General features: G+C 62.1%; 20 protein-coding genes and 1 tRNA gene. 10 read left to right on the top strand and 11 right to left on the bottom strand.

What is annotated here, in order from left to right; genetic code table 11:
- Positions 1–118 precede the first annotated feature (118 nt).
- Positions 119–583 (top strand): Lrp/AsnC family transcriptional regulator, encoded by a 465-nt coding sequence (locus tag VR863_RS08160; protein ID WP_324827973.1) that lies wholly within the window; start codon positions 119–121, stop codon positions 581–583.
- Between the two features lie 10 nt (positions 584–593).
- Positions 594–1,028, top strand: a complete 435-nt coding sequence (locus VR863_RS08155; RefSeq protein ID WP_324827972.1) for a GFA family protein — start codon at positions 594–596, stop codon at positions 1,026–1,028.
- Positions 1,029–1,038: 10 nt separating this feature from the next.
- Here VR863_RS08155 and accC read toward each other — a convergent pair whose 3' ends face one another.
- The 5 genes from accC to VR863_RS08130 all read right to left on the bottom strand — a co-directional run bounded on the left by accC (position 1,039) and on the right by VR863_RS08130 (position 4,102).
- Positions 1,039–2,388: an acetyl-CoA carboxylase biotin carboxylase subunit gene (gene accC / locus VR863_RS08150; RefSeq protein ID WP_324827971.1), complete on the bottom strand. Its 1,350-nt coding sequence runs from the start codon at positions 2,386–2,388 to the stop codon at positions 1,039–1,041.
- 8 nt (positions 2,389–2,396) lie between these two features.
- Complete coding sequence (gene accB, locus VR863_RS08145) at positions 2,397–2,852, bottom strand: acetyl-CoA carboxylase biotin carboxyl carrier protein (RefSeq protein ID WP_434785003.1); 456 nt, start codon at positions 2,850–2,852, stop codon at positions 2,397–2,399.
- Positions 2,853–2,961: 109 nt separating this feature from the next.
- Complete coding sequence (locus tag VR863_RS08140) at positions 2,962–3,393, bottom strand: type II 3-dehydroquinate dehydratase (RefSeq protein WP_324827969.1); 432 nt, start codon at positions 3,391–3,393, stop codon at positions 2,962–2,964.
- 89 nt (positions 3,394–3,482) lie between these two features.
- Positions 3,483–3,896 (bottom strand): holin family protein, encoded by a 414-nt coding sequence (locus tag VR863_RS08135; protein WP_324827968.1) that lies wholly within the window; start codon positions 3,894–3,896, stop codon positions 3,483–3,485.
- A 129-nt stretch (positions 3,897–4,025) separates the two neighbouring features.
- A tRNA-Pro gene (locus tag VR863_RS08130) sits at positions 4,026–4,102 on the bottom strand.
- Positions 4,103–4,303: 201 nt separating this feature from the next.
- Between VR863_RS08130 and yajC the strand changes: the two genes are divergently transcribed.
- Genes yajC through secF form a run of 3 tightly spaced genes read left to right on the top strand, consistent with a single transcriptional unit; the run spans position 4,304 to position 7,242 of the window.
- Positions 4,304–4,630, top strand: a complete 327-nt coding sequence (gene yajC / locus VR863_RS08125) for a preprotein translocase subunit YajC (RefSeq protein ID WP_324827967.1) — start codon at positions 4,304–4,306, stop codon at positions 4,628–4,630.
- A 20-nt stretch (positions 4,631–4,650) separates the two neighbouring features.
- On the top strand, positions 4,651–6,249 hold the full coding sequence (gene secD, locus VR863_RS08120) for a protein translocase subunit SecD (protein ID WP_324827966.1): 1,599 nt from the start codon (positions 4,651–4,653) through the stop codon (positions 6,247–6,249).
- 15 nt (positions 6,250–6,264) lie between these two features.
- Positions 6,265–7,242 carry a protein translocase subunit SecF gene (gene secF / locus VR863_RS08115; protein WP_324827965.1) on the top strand — a complete coding sequence of 326 codons (978 nt, stop codon included), beginning with the start codon at positions 6,265–6,267 and terminating at the stop codon, positions 7,240–7,242.
- Here the strand turns inward: secF and VR863_RS08110 are convergent.
- Together VR863_RS08110 and VR863_RS08105 are read right to left on the bottom strand one after the other, a co-directional pair.
- Positions 7,239–8,429 carry a glycosyltransferase gene (locus VR863_RS08110; RefSeq protein WP_324827964.1) on the bottom strand — a complete coding sequence of 397 codons (1,191 nt, stop codon included), beginning with the start codon at positions 8,427–8,429 and terminating at the stop codon, positions 7,239–7,241. The two genes, secF and VR863_RS08110, sit on opposite strands and share 4 nt — an antisense overlap.
- Positions 8,426–8,998: a helix-turn-helix domain-containing protein gene (locus tag VR863_RS08105; protein ID WP_324827963.1), complete on the bottom strand. Its 573-nt coding sequence runs from the start codon at positions 8,996–8,998 to the stop codon at positions 8,426–8,428. Before VR863_RS08105 ends, VR863_RS08110 begins: the two co-directional genes overlap by 4 nt.
- Positions 8,999–9,089: 91 nt before the next feature.
- Here VR863_RS08105 and VR863_RS08100 point away from each other — a divergent pair, with 91 nt between their 5' ends.
- Positions 9,090–9,563, top strand: coding sequence for a DUF6456 domain-containing protein (locus VR863_RS08100; protein WP_324827962.1), 474 nt, complete (start codon positions 9,090–9,092; stop codon positions 9,561–9,563).
- Here the strand turns inward: VR863_RS08100 and VR863_RS08095 are convergent.
- The 3 genes from VR863_RS08095 to VR863_RS08085 are packed head-to-tail and all read right to left on the bottom strand — an operon-like array spanning position 9,548 to position 13,541.
- Positions 9,548–10,117: a uracil-DNA glycosylase family protein gene (locus tag VR863_RS08095; protein WP_434784980.1), complete on the bottom strand. Its 570-nt coding sequence runs from the start codon at positions 10,115–10,117 to the stop codon at positions 9,548–9,550. The genes VR863_RS08100 and VR863_RS08095 overlap by 16 nt on opposite strands.
- Complete coding sequence (locus VR863_RS08090) at positions 10,114–11,919, bottom strand: ABC-F family ATP-binding cassette domain-containing protein (RefSeq protein WP_324827961.1); 1,806 nt, start codon at positions 11,917–11,919, stop codon at positions 10,114–10,116. Before VR863_RS08090 ends, VR863_RS08095 begins: the two co-directional genes overlap by 4 nt.
- Before the next feature lie 53 nt (positions 11,920–11,972).
- The gene (locus VR863_RS08085; RefSeq protein ID WP_324827960.1) at positions 11,973–13,541 is read right to left on the bottom strand and encodes an amidohydrolase family protein; all 1,569 of its coding nucleotides are present in this window, start codon (positions 13,539–13,541) and stop codon (positions 11,973–11,975) included.
- Positions 13,542–13,687: 146 nt separating this feature from the next.
- Between VR863_RS08085 and VR863_RS08080 the strand changes: the two genes are divergently transcribed.
- From VR863_RS08080 to VR863_RS08065, 4 genes are all read left to right on the top strand, one after another.
- A complete protein-coding gene (locus VR863_RS08080) occupies positions 13,688–14,407 on the top strand; it encodes an SIMPL domain-containing protein (protein ID WP_324827959.1) in 720 nt (239 codons plus the stop codon).
- 71 nt (positions 14,408–14,478) lie between these two features.
- Positions 14,479–14,784, top strand: coding sequence for a PepSY domain-containing protein (locus VR863_RS08075; RefSeq protein ID WP_324827958.1), 306 nt, complete (start codon positions 14,479–14,481; stop codon positions 14,782–14,784).
- 110 nt (positions 14,785–14,894) lie between these two features.
- Positions 14,895–15,572 carry a response regulator transcription factor gene (locus VR863_RS08070; protein ID WP_324827957.1) on the top strand — a complete coding sequence of 226 codons (678 nt, stop codon included), beginning with the start codon at positions 14,895–14,897 and terminating at the stop codon, positions 15,570–15,572.
- Positions 15,573–15,681: 109 nt separating this feature from the next.
- A complete protein-coding gene (locus VR863_RS08065; protein ID WP_324829240.1) occupies positions 15,682–17,019 on the top strand; it encodes a sensor histidine kinase in 1,338 nt (445 codons plus the stop codon).
- Here the strand turns inward: VR863_RS08065 and VR863_RS08060 are convergent, their stop codons facing one another.
- Positions 17,020–17,316 (bottom strand): chorismate mutase, encoded by a 297-nt coding sequence (locus tag VR863_RS08060; RefSeq protein WP_324827956.1) that lies wholly within the window; start codon positions 17,314–17,316, stop codon positions 17,020–17,022.
- Positions 17,317–17,377 lie beyond the last annotated feature (61 nt).

The following is a 17,377-nucleotide window of genomic DNA, read 5'->3' as shown; positions in this document are numbered from 1 at the left end:
GGACAATTGCTGGCAAAGATAATAATGTTAGCCAAGCAGCGGTGTTCGCGTTGTCAACATTTCATGTAATGACTCGCGTCGCGTGGCTCTCAACGCAAATTTCCAAGGACGTACGGTGATGGCTAATCTGGATGATATCGACCGCAGGCTCTTGGCCGAACTGCAGGCCGAGGGGCGGATTACCAATGTCGAACTGGCACACCGTGTCGGTCTGACAGCGCCGCCGTGTCTCCGCCGCGTTCGTGCGCTGGAAGAAGAAGGCGTGATCAGGGGTTATCATGCGGATCTCGAACCGGGAAAGCTCGGCTTCTCGATCACGGTCTTCGCGATGGTCAGCTTGCAGAGCCAGGCGGAAACTTCGCTGCGAGAGTTCGAAGCGGCGATGACCGACCTGCCCGAAGTGCGCGAAGTCCACATGCTCAACGGCGAAATCGACTTCATTCTCAAGATCGTCGCCAAGGACTTGCAGGCGTTCCAGGAATTCCTGACCAGCAAGCTCACGCCGGCGCCCAATGTCGCCAGCGTGAAGACGTCGCTGACGATCCGCACGAGCAAGAACGACCCCGGCGTTCCGCTGGGCTGAAGCCATCGGCATGGCTGAACCTGCCTCGATCGACGGCCATTGCCTGTGCGGCGGGGTTCGCATCGAATTGCATTCACCATCCCCTGAGGTTGAAATTTGCCAGTGCGGCATGTGCCGGCGCTGGGGCGGGGCGTTCTACAGCGCGCAAAGCGGAAAGGAAGCGGTCGTCCACGGCGAGGGATCGGTAACCGTCTACCGTTCCAGCGAATGGGCTGAACGCGCCTTTTGCAGCGCCTGCGGCAGCAATTTGTGGTTTCGGTTCCTGCCCACGGGCAACCGCAGTTTTTCTGCCGGCTTGTTCGACGCCGCGGCAAAGGCGGAGATCGAACTGGAAATCTTCGCCGACGAAGCGGCCGAATGGTGTCGGCTTGCGGGCGATCATCCCCGGCAGACGGGTGCGCAGGTTATAGCCGAAGCCAAAGCCGCGGGCTTCAGCTTCGACTAGGCGACGCCGATCAGCTTTCGCGTTCCTTAAGCCATTCTTCCAGCCACTTGATCGAATACTCGCCGCTCTGCACGTCCGCCTGCTTGAGCAGTTCCTGGTGCAACGGAATGTTGGTCTTCACACCTTCGACGACCATTTCCTCGAGCGCACGGCGCAGGCGCATCATGCAGCCCTGGCGGGTGCGGCCGTACACGATCAGCTTGGCGATCATGCTGTCGTAATAGGGCGGGATTTTATAACCGGCGTACAGGCCGCTATCGACGCGGACATGCATACCGCCTGCCGCGTGGAAATACGTCACCTGCCCGGGTGATGGTGCGAAGGTGAACGGGTCTTCGGCGTTGATGCGGCATTCGATCGCGTGGCCGTGGAATTCGATTTCGTCCTGCGTAACCGAAAGCGGACGGCCTTCCGCGATGCGAATCTGTTCGCGCACCAGGTCGACGCCGGTAATCGCTTCGGTCACGGGGTGTTCGACCTGCAGGCGCGTGTTCATTTCAATGAAATAGAACTCGCCGTTTTCCCACAGGAATTCGATCGTCCCCGCGCCGCGATACCCCATCTGGGCCATCGCATCGGCGCAGACGGCGCCCATGCGCATACGGTCTTCTTCACCAAGCACGGGCGACGGCGCTTCTTCGAGCACCTTCTGGTGGCGCCGTTGAAGCGAGCAGTCGCGTTCACCGAGGTGGATCGCATTGCCTTCGCCATCCCCGAACACCTGGAATTCGATGTGACGCGGATTGCCGAGGTATTTTTCGATATAGACGGTCGCATCGCCGAACGCGGCTTTCGCCTCGCTGCCGGCCTGCTGCATGAGCGTTTCGAGCTGATCTTCGCTCTCGCACACCTTCATGCCGCGCCCGCCACCGCCGCTGGCGGCCTTGATGATCACCGGATAACCGATTTCGTGCGCAATTCTTTGCGCTTCGTCGATATCGGAAACAGCCCCGTCCGAACCGGGCACAAGCGGCAGTCCAAGCTTGCCTGCCGTCTGCTTGGCGGCAACCTTGTCGCCCATCGTGCGGATATGTTCGGGCTTGGGGCCAATCCACTTGATATCGTGCGCTTCGACGATTTCGGCGAACTTGGCGTTTTCCGAAAGGAAGCCGTAGCCTGGATGGATGGCGTCGGCCTGGCTGATCTCGGCTGCCGAAATAATCGCGGCAATATTCAAATAGCTGTCCGAAGCAGGCGGCGGCCCGATACAGATGGCATGATCCGCCAGGCGCACGTGCATGGCATCGGCGTCGGCGGTCGAATGGACGGCGACGGTTTCGATGCCCATTTCATGGGCCGCGCGATGAATGCGCAGAGCGATTTCGCCACGGTTGGCGATCAGGATACGTTGGATTCCCACGGGCAGCCTCAGCCGATAACGATCAGCGGCTGGTCGAATTCGATCGGCTGCGCGTTCTCTACTAGGATGGCCTTCACCGTGCCCGCCTTGTCGGCCGCGATCGGGTTCATGACCTTCATCGCTTCCACGATGACCAGGGTCTGACCCACCTTCACGCTGTCCCCGACCTTTACGAAGTCGGCGGCGCCCGGTTCGGGCGCCAGGTAGACGGTTCCGACCATCGGAGATTTCAGTGCATCGGCGTGGTCTTCGGCGGCAGGCGCGGCAGGGGCCGCGGCTGCGGGGGCTGCCGCAGCAACTGGCTGCTGCGGCGAGGCGAGCATTTGCGCTGGGGCGGCCATTGCCATTCCGCCACCGCGCGACACGCGAATCTTGCGATCGCCATCCTCGACTTCGATTTCGGTAAGCCCTGTGTCGTCCAGCATCTCGGCGAGTTCGCGGACGAGTGCGGTATCGACGTTCATGCCGGACGTGCCGGCGCTACGCTTGTTGTCGGCCATAGGTACCCTGTTCTGCTATTCGCCAGCGCCTATGCGCCCGCGGGCCGCGTGTGACAAGGGGTGGGGGTGCCGGTCAGAGCGCCGCAGCGCGTTCAAGCGCAACGATATAACTGCGTGGGCCAAGGCCCTGCACGCAATCCGCCGCTGCCATGCCGACATAGGAAATGTGGCGGAATTCCTCACGTTCCTGCGGGTTGGACAGGTGGACTTCGATAACCGGAACGCCAATGGCCTTGATCGCATCGAGCAGGGCAATCGAAGTGTGGGTATAGGCGCCCGCGTTCAGCAGGACCGCCTTGACCCCTGTTTCCCGGGCTTCGTGAAGCCAATCCACCAGGACGCCTTCATGATTGGTCTGGCGCATATCGATGGCAAGCCCGAGCGCGGCAGCCCTCTCATCGAGCATGACGGCGATATCGTCGAGCGTATCGGAGCCGTAGATTTCAGGCTCGCGCGTGCCGAGAAGGTTCAGGTTCGGGCCGTTGAGGACGAAGACGGTTTCCATGCCGCGCTTCTACGCCCGATGTCGCGGCGCGCAAGAGGGGCGAAGAAGGCGGCAGGTGAGGCGATCAAGGTAGGTGATCCAGGGCAGCGTCAGCCGTCCACGCCCTTGACCTTCCCCCATTGGCGGGCGGCCGTGTAACCAAGGTAGCCCGTGCCGAACAACGCATAGAGCGCATCGGGAAGGGCGCCGAGATAGCGGGTCATTCCTTCCCCGATGGCCTGGGCCGCAATCGGATCGAAGGCGGCAATGACGCCCATGGGCACGCTGAGCAGGATCAAGGCATACATCACATAGAGGAAGCTGGGGCGCGCCCGGCTGGTCCACGGATCGGGCGACTGCGCTTCTGCGATGATGGCGGACAGCCGCGCCTCGATTGTCTTGAGTTCATGGGTCCCCTCAAGGGCGAGCAACTCCAGCTTGGCGCGGGCGCGGGCTTCCTTGTCGGGAATGATCTTGTCGATGATCGAAGCGATCGGGCCGATCAGCGATTCGGCGAAGGGCATGGGCGGTCTCCGGTTAAAGAAACCGAGGCACGTAACCATATTGGTTCGTGTAGGAAAGTTCGCGCAGCGTGCGCGGCAGACCTTAAGCGGTCTGGGCCCTAAGGGGTGAACTATCAGGAGGGTTGCCACTGGTCGGGACGACTGGATTCGAACCAGCGACCCCCACACCCCCAGTGTGGTGCGCTACCAGACTGCGCTACGTCCCGAAACCAGTGGAGGGCGGCCCTATAAGCCGGGCTTTCGGGCATGGCAAGCACCTGTCTTACCCATTTCATTGCCCTGCGCCTGCATAGCTGCTAACCGCGCCCGCACCTCGGCCTGAGAGGATGCACAGGGGCGCTTGAACACGGCGCGCCCGTCTCCCATCTGCGGCCAGCCGTACCATTAAACCGACAGGTAGTTCCTCGATGCTCGATCTTCTCGCCGCCGCCAGTTCCACCGTGGCTCAGCCGCCTGCATGGACCGGTTGGATCCTGCCCCTCGGCATGCTGCTGATTCTCTGGTTCCTGATTATCCGTCCGCAGATGCGCCAGCAAAAGCAGCATCGCGAAAAGGTCGAGAGCCTCCAGAAGGGCGATGAAGTCGTCACCGCGGGCGGTCTTGTCGGCAAGATCACCAAGGTCGAAGATCATTTCGTCCATGTCGAACTGGCCAAGGGTATGACCGTCAAGGCGGTGCGCACCACAATCGGCGAAGTGCTGTCATCGCGCAGCAAACCTGCAGCGAACGACTGAACCGAGGGCGGATTCCCAAAATGCTCGATTTCCCCACCTGGCGGAAAGTGTGGCTCTGGCTGATTACCGGCCTCGCCTGCATGGCCGCGCTTCCCTCGCTGCTTTCCATGACCAGCGTCCGCTGGCCCGACGCGCTGCCCGATCCGATGGTCAACCTCGGCCTCGACCTTGCTGGCGGTAGCCATATCCTGCTCGAAGCCGATAGCAGCCAGGTGGCGACCCAGCGGCTCGAGAACATGGAAGAAAACGTTCGCGGCATAATGCGTCAGGCCGAACCGCGGATCCGCATTGGTGACGTGTCGACGCGTGGTGGCCGGTTGAGCTTCATCCTCGACGATCCGTCGGAAATCGACCGTGCGCGCGAGCTGATGTTGCCTTCCATGAACGGCGCCGGGCTGGTTCGCGAATGGGATCTTGCCGTCGAAGATGGCAACCGCATGATCCTGACCCCCACTGCCGAGGGTATCGACCAGGCCGTTTCGGACGCGATGGAAAGCGCGACCGAAGTGGTTCGCAAGCGCATCGACGCCTTGGGCACGCGCGAGCCGACGATCATCCGTCAGGGCGATACGCGCATCGTGGTCCAGGTGCCGGGTCTTCAGGACCCCGAACAGCTCAAGGCCTTGCTCGGCCAGACCGCGAAGCTGGAATTCAAGCTGGTCGACCAGAGCGCACTGCCGAGCGACGTGGCTCAAGGCCTCGCCCCTCCGGGAAGCGAGATTTTCCCTTACGCCGAAACGTCGGCCTATGCGGGCAATTCGCTGGCTGTTCGCCGGCTTGGCGGCATTCGCGGTGATAATCTCACCGGCGCACAGCAAAGCTTCGATCCGCAGACCAACGAACCGGTTGTGAACATCCAGTTTGATACCGACGGTGGGCGCCGCTTCGCCAAACTGACGACCGAGAATGTCGGCAAGCCGTTTGCCATCATTCTGGACGGAAAGGCGCTCTCGGCACCGAACATCAACGAACCGATCCGCGGTGGCACGGCGCAAATTTCCGGCGGCTTTTCGGTCGAAACGGCCAACCAGCTCGCAATTTCGCTTCGCTCGGGTGCCTTGCCTGTCGATCTGGCCGTGATCGAGGAGCGGACAGTCGGCCCCGACCTTGGTGCCGACTCGATCCGCAAGGGCATGTTCGCCATGGGCATCGGCTCGATGCTGGTCGTCCTGCTCATGATCGCCAGCTATGGCCGGTTCGGCATTTATGCGACGGTTGCTCTGGTCATCAACGTGTTCATGATCCTCGGGATCATGGCGGCCATGGGCACCACCCTGACGTTGCCCGGCATCGCCGGCTTCGTGCTGACCATCGGTGCGGCCGTCGACGCCAACGTGCTGATCAACGAACGTATCCGTGAAGAACGCAAACGCGGGCGCCGTGTCGTTGCCGCGGTCGAAACCGGTTACAAGGAAGCGAGCCGCGCGATCTACGACGCCAACGTGACCAATTTCATCGCCGGCGTCTTGTTGTTCCTGTTCGGATCGGGTCCGGTTCGCGGCTTCGCGGTCGTCCTTATCATCGGTTTGTTCACTTCGGTGTTCACCGCTGTGACCCTGACCCGGATGTGGGTCGCAGGATGGCTGCGCAAGGCGCGGCCAAGCGATTTGAACCTTTAAGAGGAGACGGGACCCATGAAACTGCTCAAGCTCGTCCCTGACGATACGAACATCAAGTTCCTGAAATGGCGCGCGCCGTTCTTCATCGTCAGCATTCTGCTGATCGCTGCCAGCTGGGCCTTGGTCTTTACCAAGGGCCTGAACTACGGCGTCGATTTCGCCGGCGGTCTGGAAGTGCGGGCAACCTTCACGCAGAGCACGCAGGCACCTGTGTCGGAGCTGCGCGAGAAGGTTGAGGAACTCGGCTACGGCTCGCCGGTCGTCCAGCGCTTCGGTGCCGATAACCAGGTTTCGATCCGTGTTCGCTTGCCGGACGAAGTGTCAGCCGACAAGGAGGCCGCACAGCAGGCTGCCAACCAGATCGTGTCTACCTTGCAGGGGGAGTATTCCGATTTCCGCCTCGACGGGAACGACAACGTTTCGGGTAAGGTATCGGGCGAATTCAGGCAGACGGCGATCTATGCGCTTCTGGCCGCAATGGCGGCGATCGCGGTCTATATCTGGATCCGGTTCGAATGGCAGTTCGGTGTCGGTGCGCTGTTTGCCCTGTTCCACGACGTTTCGTTGACCTTGGGCATGTTTTCGCTGCTGCAGATGGAATTCAGCCTGCAGATTATCGCCGCGATTCTGGCGATCATCGGTTACTCGCTGAACGACACCATTGTCGTTTATGACCGTATCCGTGAAAATCTGAAGAAATTCCGCAAGATGCCGCTTCCGGAACTGCTCGATCTTTCGGTGAACGAAACCCTGGCCCGCACGGTCATGACCTCATTGACCCTGTTCGTGGCGCTGATCCCGTTGCTGTTCTTCGGACCGGCAAGTCTCTTCGGCATGGTTGCGGGTATCACGCTCGGCCTGTTCGTGGGCACCTACAGCTCGGTCTATATGGCGGCACCGATCCTGGTGTGGCTTGGCGTGACGAGCGACAGCTTCATCCCGGCCGAATCCGTTGCTGACAAACAGGACAAGCTGGCTCGCGGCGAGGTTTAAACCAAGCTGTCGTAATATGCGGCGAGCGCTTTGCCGTTCGCTTCCCAGCTGAAATCCCGGACCGTTTCCGCCACCGTTTCCGGTGAGCGGGGACGGTCTGCCACCATCCGGATCCCATCCCGCACCGCTCGCACGGTCCGCGCCACGATCACGCCGGCGTCCGGCCCGGTCACCACCGCGCGTGATCCGCCTGCATCGGTTATGACCAGCGGTGTTCCGCACGCCAGCGATTCAACCCATGCGTTCGCAAGACCTTCGCTGGCCGACGGCAGCACCATCACGTCCGCTGCCGAATACAGCGGTGGCAAGGTATCGGGCTCCAGACTGCCGAGAAAATGCACCCGGTCCGCGACGCCGCATTCCTTGGCCAGGGCGCGCAAACTGCCTTCATCCTCGCCTTTCCCGACCAGCAGCAGCCGCGCATCGGGCAGGTCCGAAATTGCCTTGATCACAAAGGCCTGCCCCTTGCGTTCGATCAAGGCGCCAACGGTGAGGAGGAGTGTCTCGCTCCTTGAAAACGGGAAGCCGAACGTCTCCGCCAGCCGCGCCCTCAGGCCCACGTGGTCCAGCGGCCGAAACAGGTCGCGGTCAAGGCCGGTGTGGTGAATATCGATCTTTTCGCGATCCATGCCCAACGCCGCCATGTCGTCGGCCAGCGCCTCGCACACGGCCAGAACGCCGCTGGCGGCTTTGGCCGTGTCGAGCAGAGCCTCACGCCCATAGCTTCGCGCACCCCAGTAATGCACGTCCGCCCCGCGGGCCTTCACGCAAAACGGGAGTCCCAATTCTGCGGCAATGATCTTTGCAGCCGGACCATCGGGATAGAAGAACTGGGCATCGATCAGATCGAACGGATCTTCGGCATGGAGCTTGCGGGCAAGCGGCAATACGGCGCGGGCAAGCATCGCCGGGTTCAATCGGCCGCCGACCTTGGGGAGCAGCCGGAAGGTCGGCCGATATACCTGAAGGCCGAATTCGCGGCCGTCCTTCGCGGCTTGCGCCAGGGCCCGGTATCGCCCGAAAAGCACCGGCGGCAAACCGATGGGGTTTACGACCACCGGTTCCCAATGCGTTTGGCGCTGCAAGGCTTCGAGGGACTTCGCCACGAAGATGCCGAACCGCGGGCTGGCGCTGTTGGGGAACAATGTGGCCAGCGAAAGCACGCGCCGGTTTTTGGGCGGGTTCACAGCGCGCGGACCAGCATTTCCGCCACGGCGATCCACGGCGCGTCCTTGATCACGTCCTGTTTCTGGCCCTGTCCGGTCGGAAGTATGCCCAGCAAGTCCCCCTGGCGGTCGATCAACCGACCGAACGCAAAGCGTCCACCCTTCTTGGGCACCAGCACATCGCGATTGATGGCCTTCGATGCATCCTCGATTGCCAATTGCCGCAGCCAGAGGTGATCGCCCGGACGATACTCTCCACTTGGATAATCAATCGCGAGGACAACAAGCGCGCCTGCGCCGCCAAGATCGGTGGCGAGCATCGCGTCGCGCGTGCGGGATAATGCTTCGGGACCGTTCGCGCCCAGACTGGCGACGATCTGGGGTTGGTCCGCCTTGTCCGAACGAACAAGCATTTCCGGTTCGATGTCCAACGCGGCCGCAATGCGTTCCATCCAATTGAGCGACAGGTTCCGCATTCCTGTTTCCAGGCGACCGATCGTTTGCGGCGTGGTGGGCGGGGCGCATGCTTCGGCAAGATCGGCAAGCGTCCAGCCTTTTTCACGCCGGATATCGCGGATACGGTTGATCAATCGACGGCTCCGATAACCAAATTGGTTTTTTATCTTTCCTACACGAACCGCAGACATGCAAGGGCTTTCCCGCAATTCGAAGGAGAAACCCGTGCAGCGCAGACTGGTCGAACGAGAATTAACCGAGGAAGGCCCGCTTCGGGGGCAGGGCGCGAAGGGCAAGCGGCGCAGCGTCACGGTAAATCTGGCGGAATCACCGCTCACATGGCTCCATGCGCGGGGGCATCTGTCCGAAAGGCAATTCGATGCCGGCGAACGGATCAGGGCCGATTACGAGCGCGCGCAAATGGCACCTTCAATCACCATGCGCTGGGATCCGATCCGCGTCGATGGCGGTGGAGGCGATGGATTGACGCCGTCGGAACGCCAGCTTGCCGCAAAGGCCCGGTTTGACGGCGCCATGCGCGAAGCCGGGCCCGGTCTTGAGGATATTCTGTGGCGGGTCGCTTGCGCCTGCGAAGGACTTCCGGATGCGGAAAAAGCGCTGCAGTGGCCGGCGCGCAGTGGGAAGCTGGTTCTCAGGCTCGCGCTCGACAGGGTTGCCGAATTCTATCGTATCCGCTGATCGATTTCGCTGCGAAGACGCGGCAGGACCTCTGCTTCGAACCAGGGGTTCTGCCGCATCCAGGTCGCCGAACGCCATGCCGGGTGGGGCAGCGGGAAATGGGCTGGCAGGAATGCGCGAAAATTCCTCACCCGTTCGGTCAGGGTGAGCTTGCGCGAGCCGGGCAGATAGTAGGCCTGGGCGTAGGTTCCGACCAGCAAGGTCAGGCGGTTCTGCGGCAGTTGTCCCAGGACCTGTGCGTGCCATGTCCTTGCGCATTCGGGACGCGGCGGCTTGTCCCCTCCACTGGATTTTCCAGGATAACAGAAACCCATCGGAACCAGCGCGACCTGGGCAGGATCGTACATCTGTTCGCGCGAAAGACCGGTCCAGTCGCGCAGGCGATTGCCGCTGGCGTCATCCCACGGGATGCCGCTTTCGTGGACCTTCGAACCGGGCGCCTGTCCGATAATCAGGAGCCGCGCAGTCGTGGAGAAGCTGACGATGGGGCGCACGCCGTGCGGCAGGTGTTCCGCGCACAGGCGACAGCCTGCGATTTCGCGGCCCAGCGTCACCCTTCGACCATCTCCGCCAGTTCGAGCCAGCGTTCCTCAGCGGCATCCTTTTCGGCGCGGGCGTTTTCGATTCCCTTGGAAATATTGGCGAATTTCTGGGGGTCGGACGTGTAGAGCGCCGGATCGGAAAGTATCGCTTCGCCCTTGGCGATGGCCGCTTCCAGTTCTTCTATACGCTGCGGAAGCAGCTCGTAATCGCGCAGGTCCTTGTACGAAAGTTTGCTGGATTTCGGAGCCGGCGGAGGTGGGGGCGCCGCCTTTGCTTCCGCTTTATCCGCCTTGGCCTTGCCACCTGCGGCCTGACGGCGCTTGGCCTCCCAGTCTTCGTAACCGCCCGCCACAACATCGACATTGCCGCTGCCATCGAGGCCGAGGGTGATGGTGACAGTGCGATCGAGGAAGTCGCGATCGTGGCTGACGATCAGGACGGTGCCTTCGTAATCCGCAATGACTTCCTGCAGCAGGTCGAGCGTTTCGAGATCGAGATCGTTCGTCGGTTCGTCGAGCACGAGCAGGTTGGATGCCTTGGCGAATTCGCGCGCCAGCAACAGCCGGCTCCGTTCCCCGCCGGAAAGCACCGAAACCTTCATGTCGACGATCTTGGGGTCGAACAGGAATTCCTTGAGGTATCCCTGCACGTGCTTGCGGACGCCGCGCACATCGATCCAGTCGCCGCCTTCGGCCAGGACCTGCCGAACGGTCTTGTCGGCCGTCAGCAGGGCGCGTTGCTGGTCGATCATGACCCCGGTCAGGGTCTTGGCAATGTCCACCGTGCCGCTGTCCGGTTCAAGTTCGCCGGTGAGCATTTTCAGCAGGGTCGTCTTGCCGGCACCGTTCGCCCCCACCAGGCCGATGCGGTCGCCGCGCTGGATGCGCAGGCTGAACGGTTTGATGATGGTCCGTTCGCCATAGGCCTTGGTGATCTTGTCGGCGACGATGACCGATTTGGACTTGAAGTCTTCTTCGGTTGCCAGTTTCAGTTTGGCGGTACCCGCGCTGGCGATCATCGATGCGCGCTGGGCGCGCATCTGCCACAGCTTTTCGAGACGGCCCTGGTTCCGCTTGCGCCGTGCGGTGACGCCGCGTTCCAGCCAGTGGGCTTCAAGCTTGAGCTTGGCGTCGAGTTTGTCTGCCGCACGGGCCTCTTCGGCGTAGACCTGTTCTTCCCAGGCCTCATAGCCGCCAAAGCCGACTTCCTTGCGCCGGAGATTCCCGCGATCGAGCCAGATCGTGACTCGTGTCAGGCGTTTGAGGAAGGTACGATCGTGGCTGATCACCAGGAACGCGCCCTTGTAACGGTCCAGCCACTGTTCGAGGAAATCGATCGCCGCCAGATCGAGATGGTTGGTCGGTTCGTCCATCAGCAGCAGATCGGGATCTTGCGCCAGCGCGCGCGCAATCGCCGCACGCCGTTTTTCGCCACCGCTGGCGCCATCGGTCTTGCGGCTCATATCGATGCCGAGTTGGCCTGCGATCGCCTCGATCTCGTGCTCTGCCGGTGCGTGTTCGCCGTCTAGCGCCCATTCCATCAGCGTGGCGTGACCGGTCAGGTCGGGGTCCTGTTCCAGCAGGACGACACGCGTGCCGGGCTTGATCTTGCGCAGCCCGCGGTCGGCTTCGATCTGATCGTCGATCAGGCGGAACAAGGTGGTCTTGCCAACGCCGTTGCGGCCGATCAGGGCAATCCGGTCGCGCGGTCCGATATGCAGGTCGAGAGGTTCGTTATCGGGCCCGCCGAACAGCCATCGGCCGCCCTGCTGCAACGCAATGCCTTCGAGGCTGAGGATGGGGGGCTGTGCCATAGGGGGCGCGAGGTAGGCGCGCGGCCCTCGGCCTGCAAGCACCCAGATGCGTTCTAGCGTTCAGCCTTCTCCGCTTCGACCATCGCCGCGACATCGGCAAGCAACTGGCGGGCATCGTAAACGACGCCGTCCTTTACCGTCCAGCGGACGCCGCCGACCTGCTCGATCAGGCCCGTTTCCCGGTTCAACCTGGTATGCCCCGTGCCGTACAGAATCTTCAGGTTATCGAGCGGGTTTTCCGGCACGATCACGAGATCGGCCAACATGCCCACAGCAACACGGCCCATCGGTGGCTCTTCCCCGCGCGGCGCGTAGATTTCCCGCGCGCCGTCGATCGTCGCTGCACGGATTACTTCAAGGGGTGTCAGGCCGGCTTCGCGCAGCATCTCGAGTTCGCCGATGTAGGCAAAGCCCCACGTCTGGTAGATATAGCCCGGATCGGAACCGGCGGTGACGCGCCCACCCTTGCGGTGGAAATCATGCGTCATGTCGAACCAGGTCCGGTAGAATTTGCGCCAGGCGACCTCGTCCTCGGTCGACCAGTCCTTGTAATAGCTGCCGTGGTTGGTCGCGCTTGGGGCGTAGAAATCCATCAGCGAAGGCAGGGTATATTTTTCGTGCCAGTCGAAGGCGCGTGCCCGCATGACATCGCGGCTGGCGGAATAGATGTTGAACGTGGGACTAAGCGTCACGCCGCTGTCGACCATGAAGTCGATGTATTCGTCCCATTTGTCGCTGCCCGGTTCGACCACCTGATCGGCAAGCCGCGCCACCCATGCAAACCGCGATTGCTCATCGAAATAATTGTAGTTCGCCGGGTAACGAACCAGTTGACCGTCTTTCAGCAGGCTTTCGAAATGGCCGTAGAAATGCGTTATCCCGTCCAGCCCCAGTTCGGTGGCCTTGCGGGCGTTCACTTCGGCCACGCCGGTCTGCGCGAGGTGGGCCACCGTGCCCATTTGCAGTTTTTCCGCTTCGTCCAGTGCCGCGGCGAGCACGGCTGGCGTCGAGGAGTTGAAGAACTTCACCCCCCAAAACCCTTGCGCCTTGGCCCAGCGAACCCATTCGCGCGCCTCGGCCGGGGTGGCCGGTTCGCCGCGTGACCATTTGTCGCCAAACACGGCGTAGGGGATCAGGCGCGGCGCAACGATGGTGTTGGCCGCGCTGCGCGACGTGTCGGAAAGGTCGGGCGTGCCCGGACCGAAATAGAACGATACGCCGCGCACCGTGGTTACGCCGTGCGCCAGCCACAGCTTGTATCCGTAGGACGGCTGGGGGGCCTTACCGGGATCGCCATTGTGGCCATGCACATCCACGAAGCCGGGCAGCACATACATCCCGCGCGCATCGATTTCGCGTTGCGCGCCGCCCGTGACATTCTCTGGCGCGCTGCCAGGATAAAGGCCGGTGATCCGGTTCCCTTCCACGACGATGTCGACCGGGCCGGCGGGCGGTGCGCCTGTCCCTTCGATCACCGTGGCACCGCGAATGACCAGCTTGGCGAAAGGTCCGTCGCCTTCGCCCGACTGGCGGGTGGGCACCGGTTCCATTTGCGATTGCGCTGCGACCGATTGGCCCAGAACCAGTGCGAAAGCGGCAACGGCAAGCTTGGCGATGTGCATCGAGTTGTCCCCCTGGATCGGCGCCCTATCTTCAGAATCGTCCGGTGTGAAGCGGGAGGTGCGAGCGCCGAGCCGGGAACTTTGCCGTTCAGCAATGGGTAAAGCTGCAAGGAACACATTTTCATCTTCGAACGAGGAACATGTCCATGAAGAATTTCGCTTTTCCCATAACAATCGCTGCCGCCATCGCCGCACCCGCGCAGGCCGCCGAAATCCAGATCGCCAGCCAGGGTCCGGTTGTGGAACTGACAGTCAACGAAGTGGTGCGTTCGGCCCCCGACGTTGCCCAGGTCGGGGCAGGGGTGATGACCCGTGCCAAGACCGCACAGGAAGCCGTGCGCCTCAACGCGCAGCAAATGGAACGGCTGATCGACAAGCTCCGCGCGCTCGGTATTGCGCGCAAGGATATCCAGACATCGAATTTCAATCTCAACGCGCAGTATTCGTATAATAACGACGGTACTCCGCCGACCTTCGTGGGTTATGATGTCAGCAACCAGGTCAGTGTGAAGCTGCGCGACCTCAAGCGCGCCGGTGAAGTGCTCGATGCCCTGGTCGGGGCTGGCGCGAACAATATCTACGGCCCCAATTTCATGCTGGAAGACGATGTCGACGCGAAGGCGCAAGCGCGCAAGGCCGCGTTCGAGCGTGGCCGGTTGATGGCCACCGATTATGCCCGGATGGCCGGTTATGCAGGCGTCCGCCTGCTCGAAGTCTCGGAAAGCTTCCAGTCGTTCGGCCCCATGCCCGTGATGGAACGAGCCATTGCCGTAAGCGCTTCGTCCGCCGATACGACAACGCCGATCGAACCGGGCGAAGTCGGCACGGGCGTCAGCATCACGGTAAAGTACGAGATGACCCGATAAAAATGCTGAACACCCGTCGCTGCGAACATTCACATCTTGTTCAATGCGACGGGCCTAGGCATCAATACATCATGAAACCCATTCTCGCCTCGATCCTCGCGCTCGGCCTCGTTGTCGGCCCGATCCTTGCCGAACCCGCTGCAGCCCAGCGGCGCACGGAACAGGGCGAGGCCCGCCGCGAAATGAATGCGGGCAACATCATGCCCTTGCGGGACATTGAATCGCGCATCCTGCCCACGATGAAGGGGGCTGAATATCTCGGCCCCGCTTACGATCCCACGGCCATGGCCTACAGGCTGAAATTCATCCGCGACGGGCGCGTGTTGTTCGTCGATGTCGATGCCCGCACGGGCCGTGTGCTGCGCCGCAGCAGGTGATTTTTCGGATCGTGGGCGAAGATTGTTCGCGCACGCGAAACCTTCGTTCAGGTTGACGCGTTCATCTACATGAACGAAACGCGTCATGCGAAGACAGGGATGGTGCCTGAATGAGAATTCTTATTGTCGAAGACGAGCCCACGCTCGGCCAGCAGCTTAAATCGACACTCGAACAGAACGGTTACGCCGTCGACCTGTCGACCGATGGGGAAGACGGTCATTTCCTCGGTACCACCGAGGATTACGATGCCGTTGTCCTCGATCTCGGCCTGCCGGAAATTGACGGGCTGACGGTGCTGGGGATGTGGCGCAAGGAAGGCCGCGGCTTCCCGGTGCTGGTCCTTACCGCGCGCGACAGCTGGAGCGACAAGGTGGCCGGTCTCGATGCCGGCGCGGACGATTACCTCGCCAAGCCGTTCCAGACCGAAGAGCTTATCGCGCGTCTGCGCGCACTCATCCGCCGGGCTTCGGGGAACACGTCTTCCGAACTGACGGCCGGCGGTGTGCGCCTGGATACGCGTTCGGGCCGGGTGACGCTCGGCGGCGAACCGGTCAAGTTGACGGCGCAGGAATACAAGCTGCTGAGCTACCTCATGCACCACAAGGGCAAGGTGGTCAGCCGCACCGAACTGATCGAACACATTTACGATCAGGATTTTGACCGCGATTCCAACACGATCGAGGTCTTCGTCACGCGCATCCGCAAGAAGCTGGGTGCGGAGGTAATCACGACGATCCGTGGACTTGGGTACAGCCTCGACGACCCCGCCGATCAGCCGCGCGCCTGACGGTCCCGCAACGCGGGCACCGGCTGGCAACGCGCGCGCTGTGGCGCAGGACGATTCCCATGTGACCGTGTCCGGCCCGCCGGGCGCGGGTCGCAGCCTTGCCGCGCGCATGATGGCCATCGCGGCGATATGGATCGGCGTGTTGCTGCTGGGCGGCGGTTTCGCTCTCGACCGGACGCTGACGCGCATGGTCGAAAGCAATTTCGACGATCAGCTGGAATATCTGCTCAACGCCATGATCGTCACTGCGGAAATCGGGCCCGATGGCGAAGTGTATTTCAACCGTCCGCTGGGAGAACCGCGTTTTCTTGAGCCGAACAGCGGGCTGTATTGGCAGATCAGCGCCCAGGGGCAGGAAGACACGCCATCCTATTCGCTGGCGACCAAGCCGTCGCGATCGCTGTGGGATACGCCGCTAAGGCTGCGCGAAGACCATATCGATACCGATCCGCATTTCTATAATTCGGACCAGTTTACCGACGAACCTCTCAGGATTGTCGAACGTTCCGTCATCCTGCCCGACAGCGAAACGCGGTGGACCTTCGCGGTCGCATCCGCGCGCGAGGAACTCGATTTCCAGATCAACCGTATCCGGTCGATCCTGATATGGAGTTTTGCCGCGCTGGCGCTGGGCCTGATGGCGATGGCGATGCTGCAAAGCTGGTATGGCCTGTCGCCGCTGCGGCGTGTGCGCGCCGCCATTCAATCCATGCGCAGCCAGGGCACGAACCGTATCACCGAACCGCTCCCGCTCGAGGTCGAACCCCTGGTGGAGGAAATCAACGCGCTGCTCGCCCATACGGAAAAGCAGGCCGAGGAAGCGCGAACCCATGCGGGCAATCTGGCCCATGCGCTCAAGACCCCGCTTACGGTGCTGACCAACGCTGCCACGGCGCGGTCACCCGATCTCAACGAGGCGGTGATCCGCGAAACGCGCACGATGCAGCGCCACGTCGACCATCATCTTGCGCGCGCCCGTGCCGTGGGGCGGCGTGCCGTGGGACACGCGCGTGTCCCTGTCAGGGAAAGCGCAGAGGCGGTCCGGCGCGCCGTCGAGCGCCTCTATCACGGCACGCGGTTCGACATCGCCGGGGGGGAAGAATCGACCGTGGCGATCGAACGGCAGGATCTCGACGAGATCCTGGGCAATCTGATCGAAAACGCCGCGAAATACGGCGGCGGCAGCGTCTTCGTGACCATCGACGCGGAGCCGGGGTCCGAACAATGCGTGATCTGGGTAGAGGATGACGGCGTCGGCATTCCCGAAGCCGAACGCGTTCGCATCTTCGATCGCGGGGCGCGGCTGGACACGGGCAAACCCGGCACCGGCCTTGGCCTGGCCATCGTGCGCGATGTGGCGGAAATCTATGGCGGATCGGTCGAGCTTGGCGAAAGCGAAGATCTCGGCGGTCTGCTCGTCCGGCTCAGCCTGCCGCGGGCCGGTTGATCAGGCGTCGCGCGCGCGTTCGTGGTGGCGGATCACCTCGTCGATGATGAACCGCAGGAACTTCTCGCTGAATTCGGGATCGAGTTCGCTTTCTTCCGCCAGATGACGGAGGCGGGCGATCTGTTCCTTTTCGCGGTTGGGATCGGCAGGGGGTAGGGCGTTCTTCGCCTTGTATTCCCCCACCGCTTGCGTGATGCGAAAGCGTTCGGCCAGGATATGGATCAGCGCAGCATCGATGTTGTCGATGCTCTTGCGAAAGCCGGCTAGGACCGGATCGGACGTTGGCGCGTTGGTCATATGAAGCACGCTAACACCAATTCCCCGCTTGCCAAGAAAGCAAGTGCAGCCCATGGCCAAG

This window comes from Qipengyuania zhejiangensis (genome assembly GCF_035607565.1).
Classification (GTDB): domain Bacteria; phylum Pseudomonadota; class Alphaproteobacteria; order Sphingomonadales; family Sphingomonadaceae; genus Qipengyuania; species Qipengyuania zhejiangensis.
Note: the sequence above shows the minus strand (reverse complement) of the source record. Positions and strands in the feature narration are given on the sequence as shown.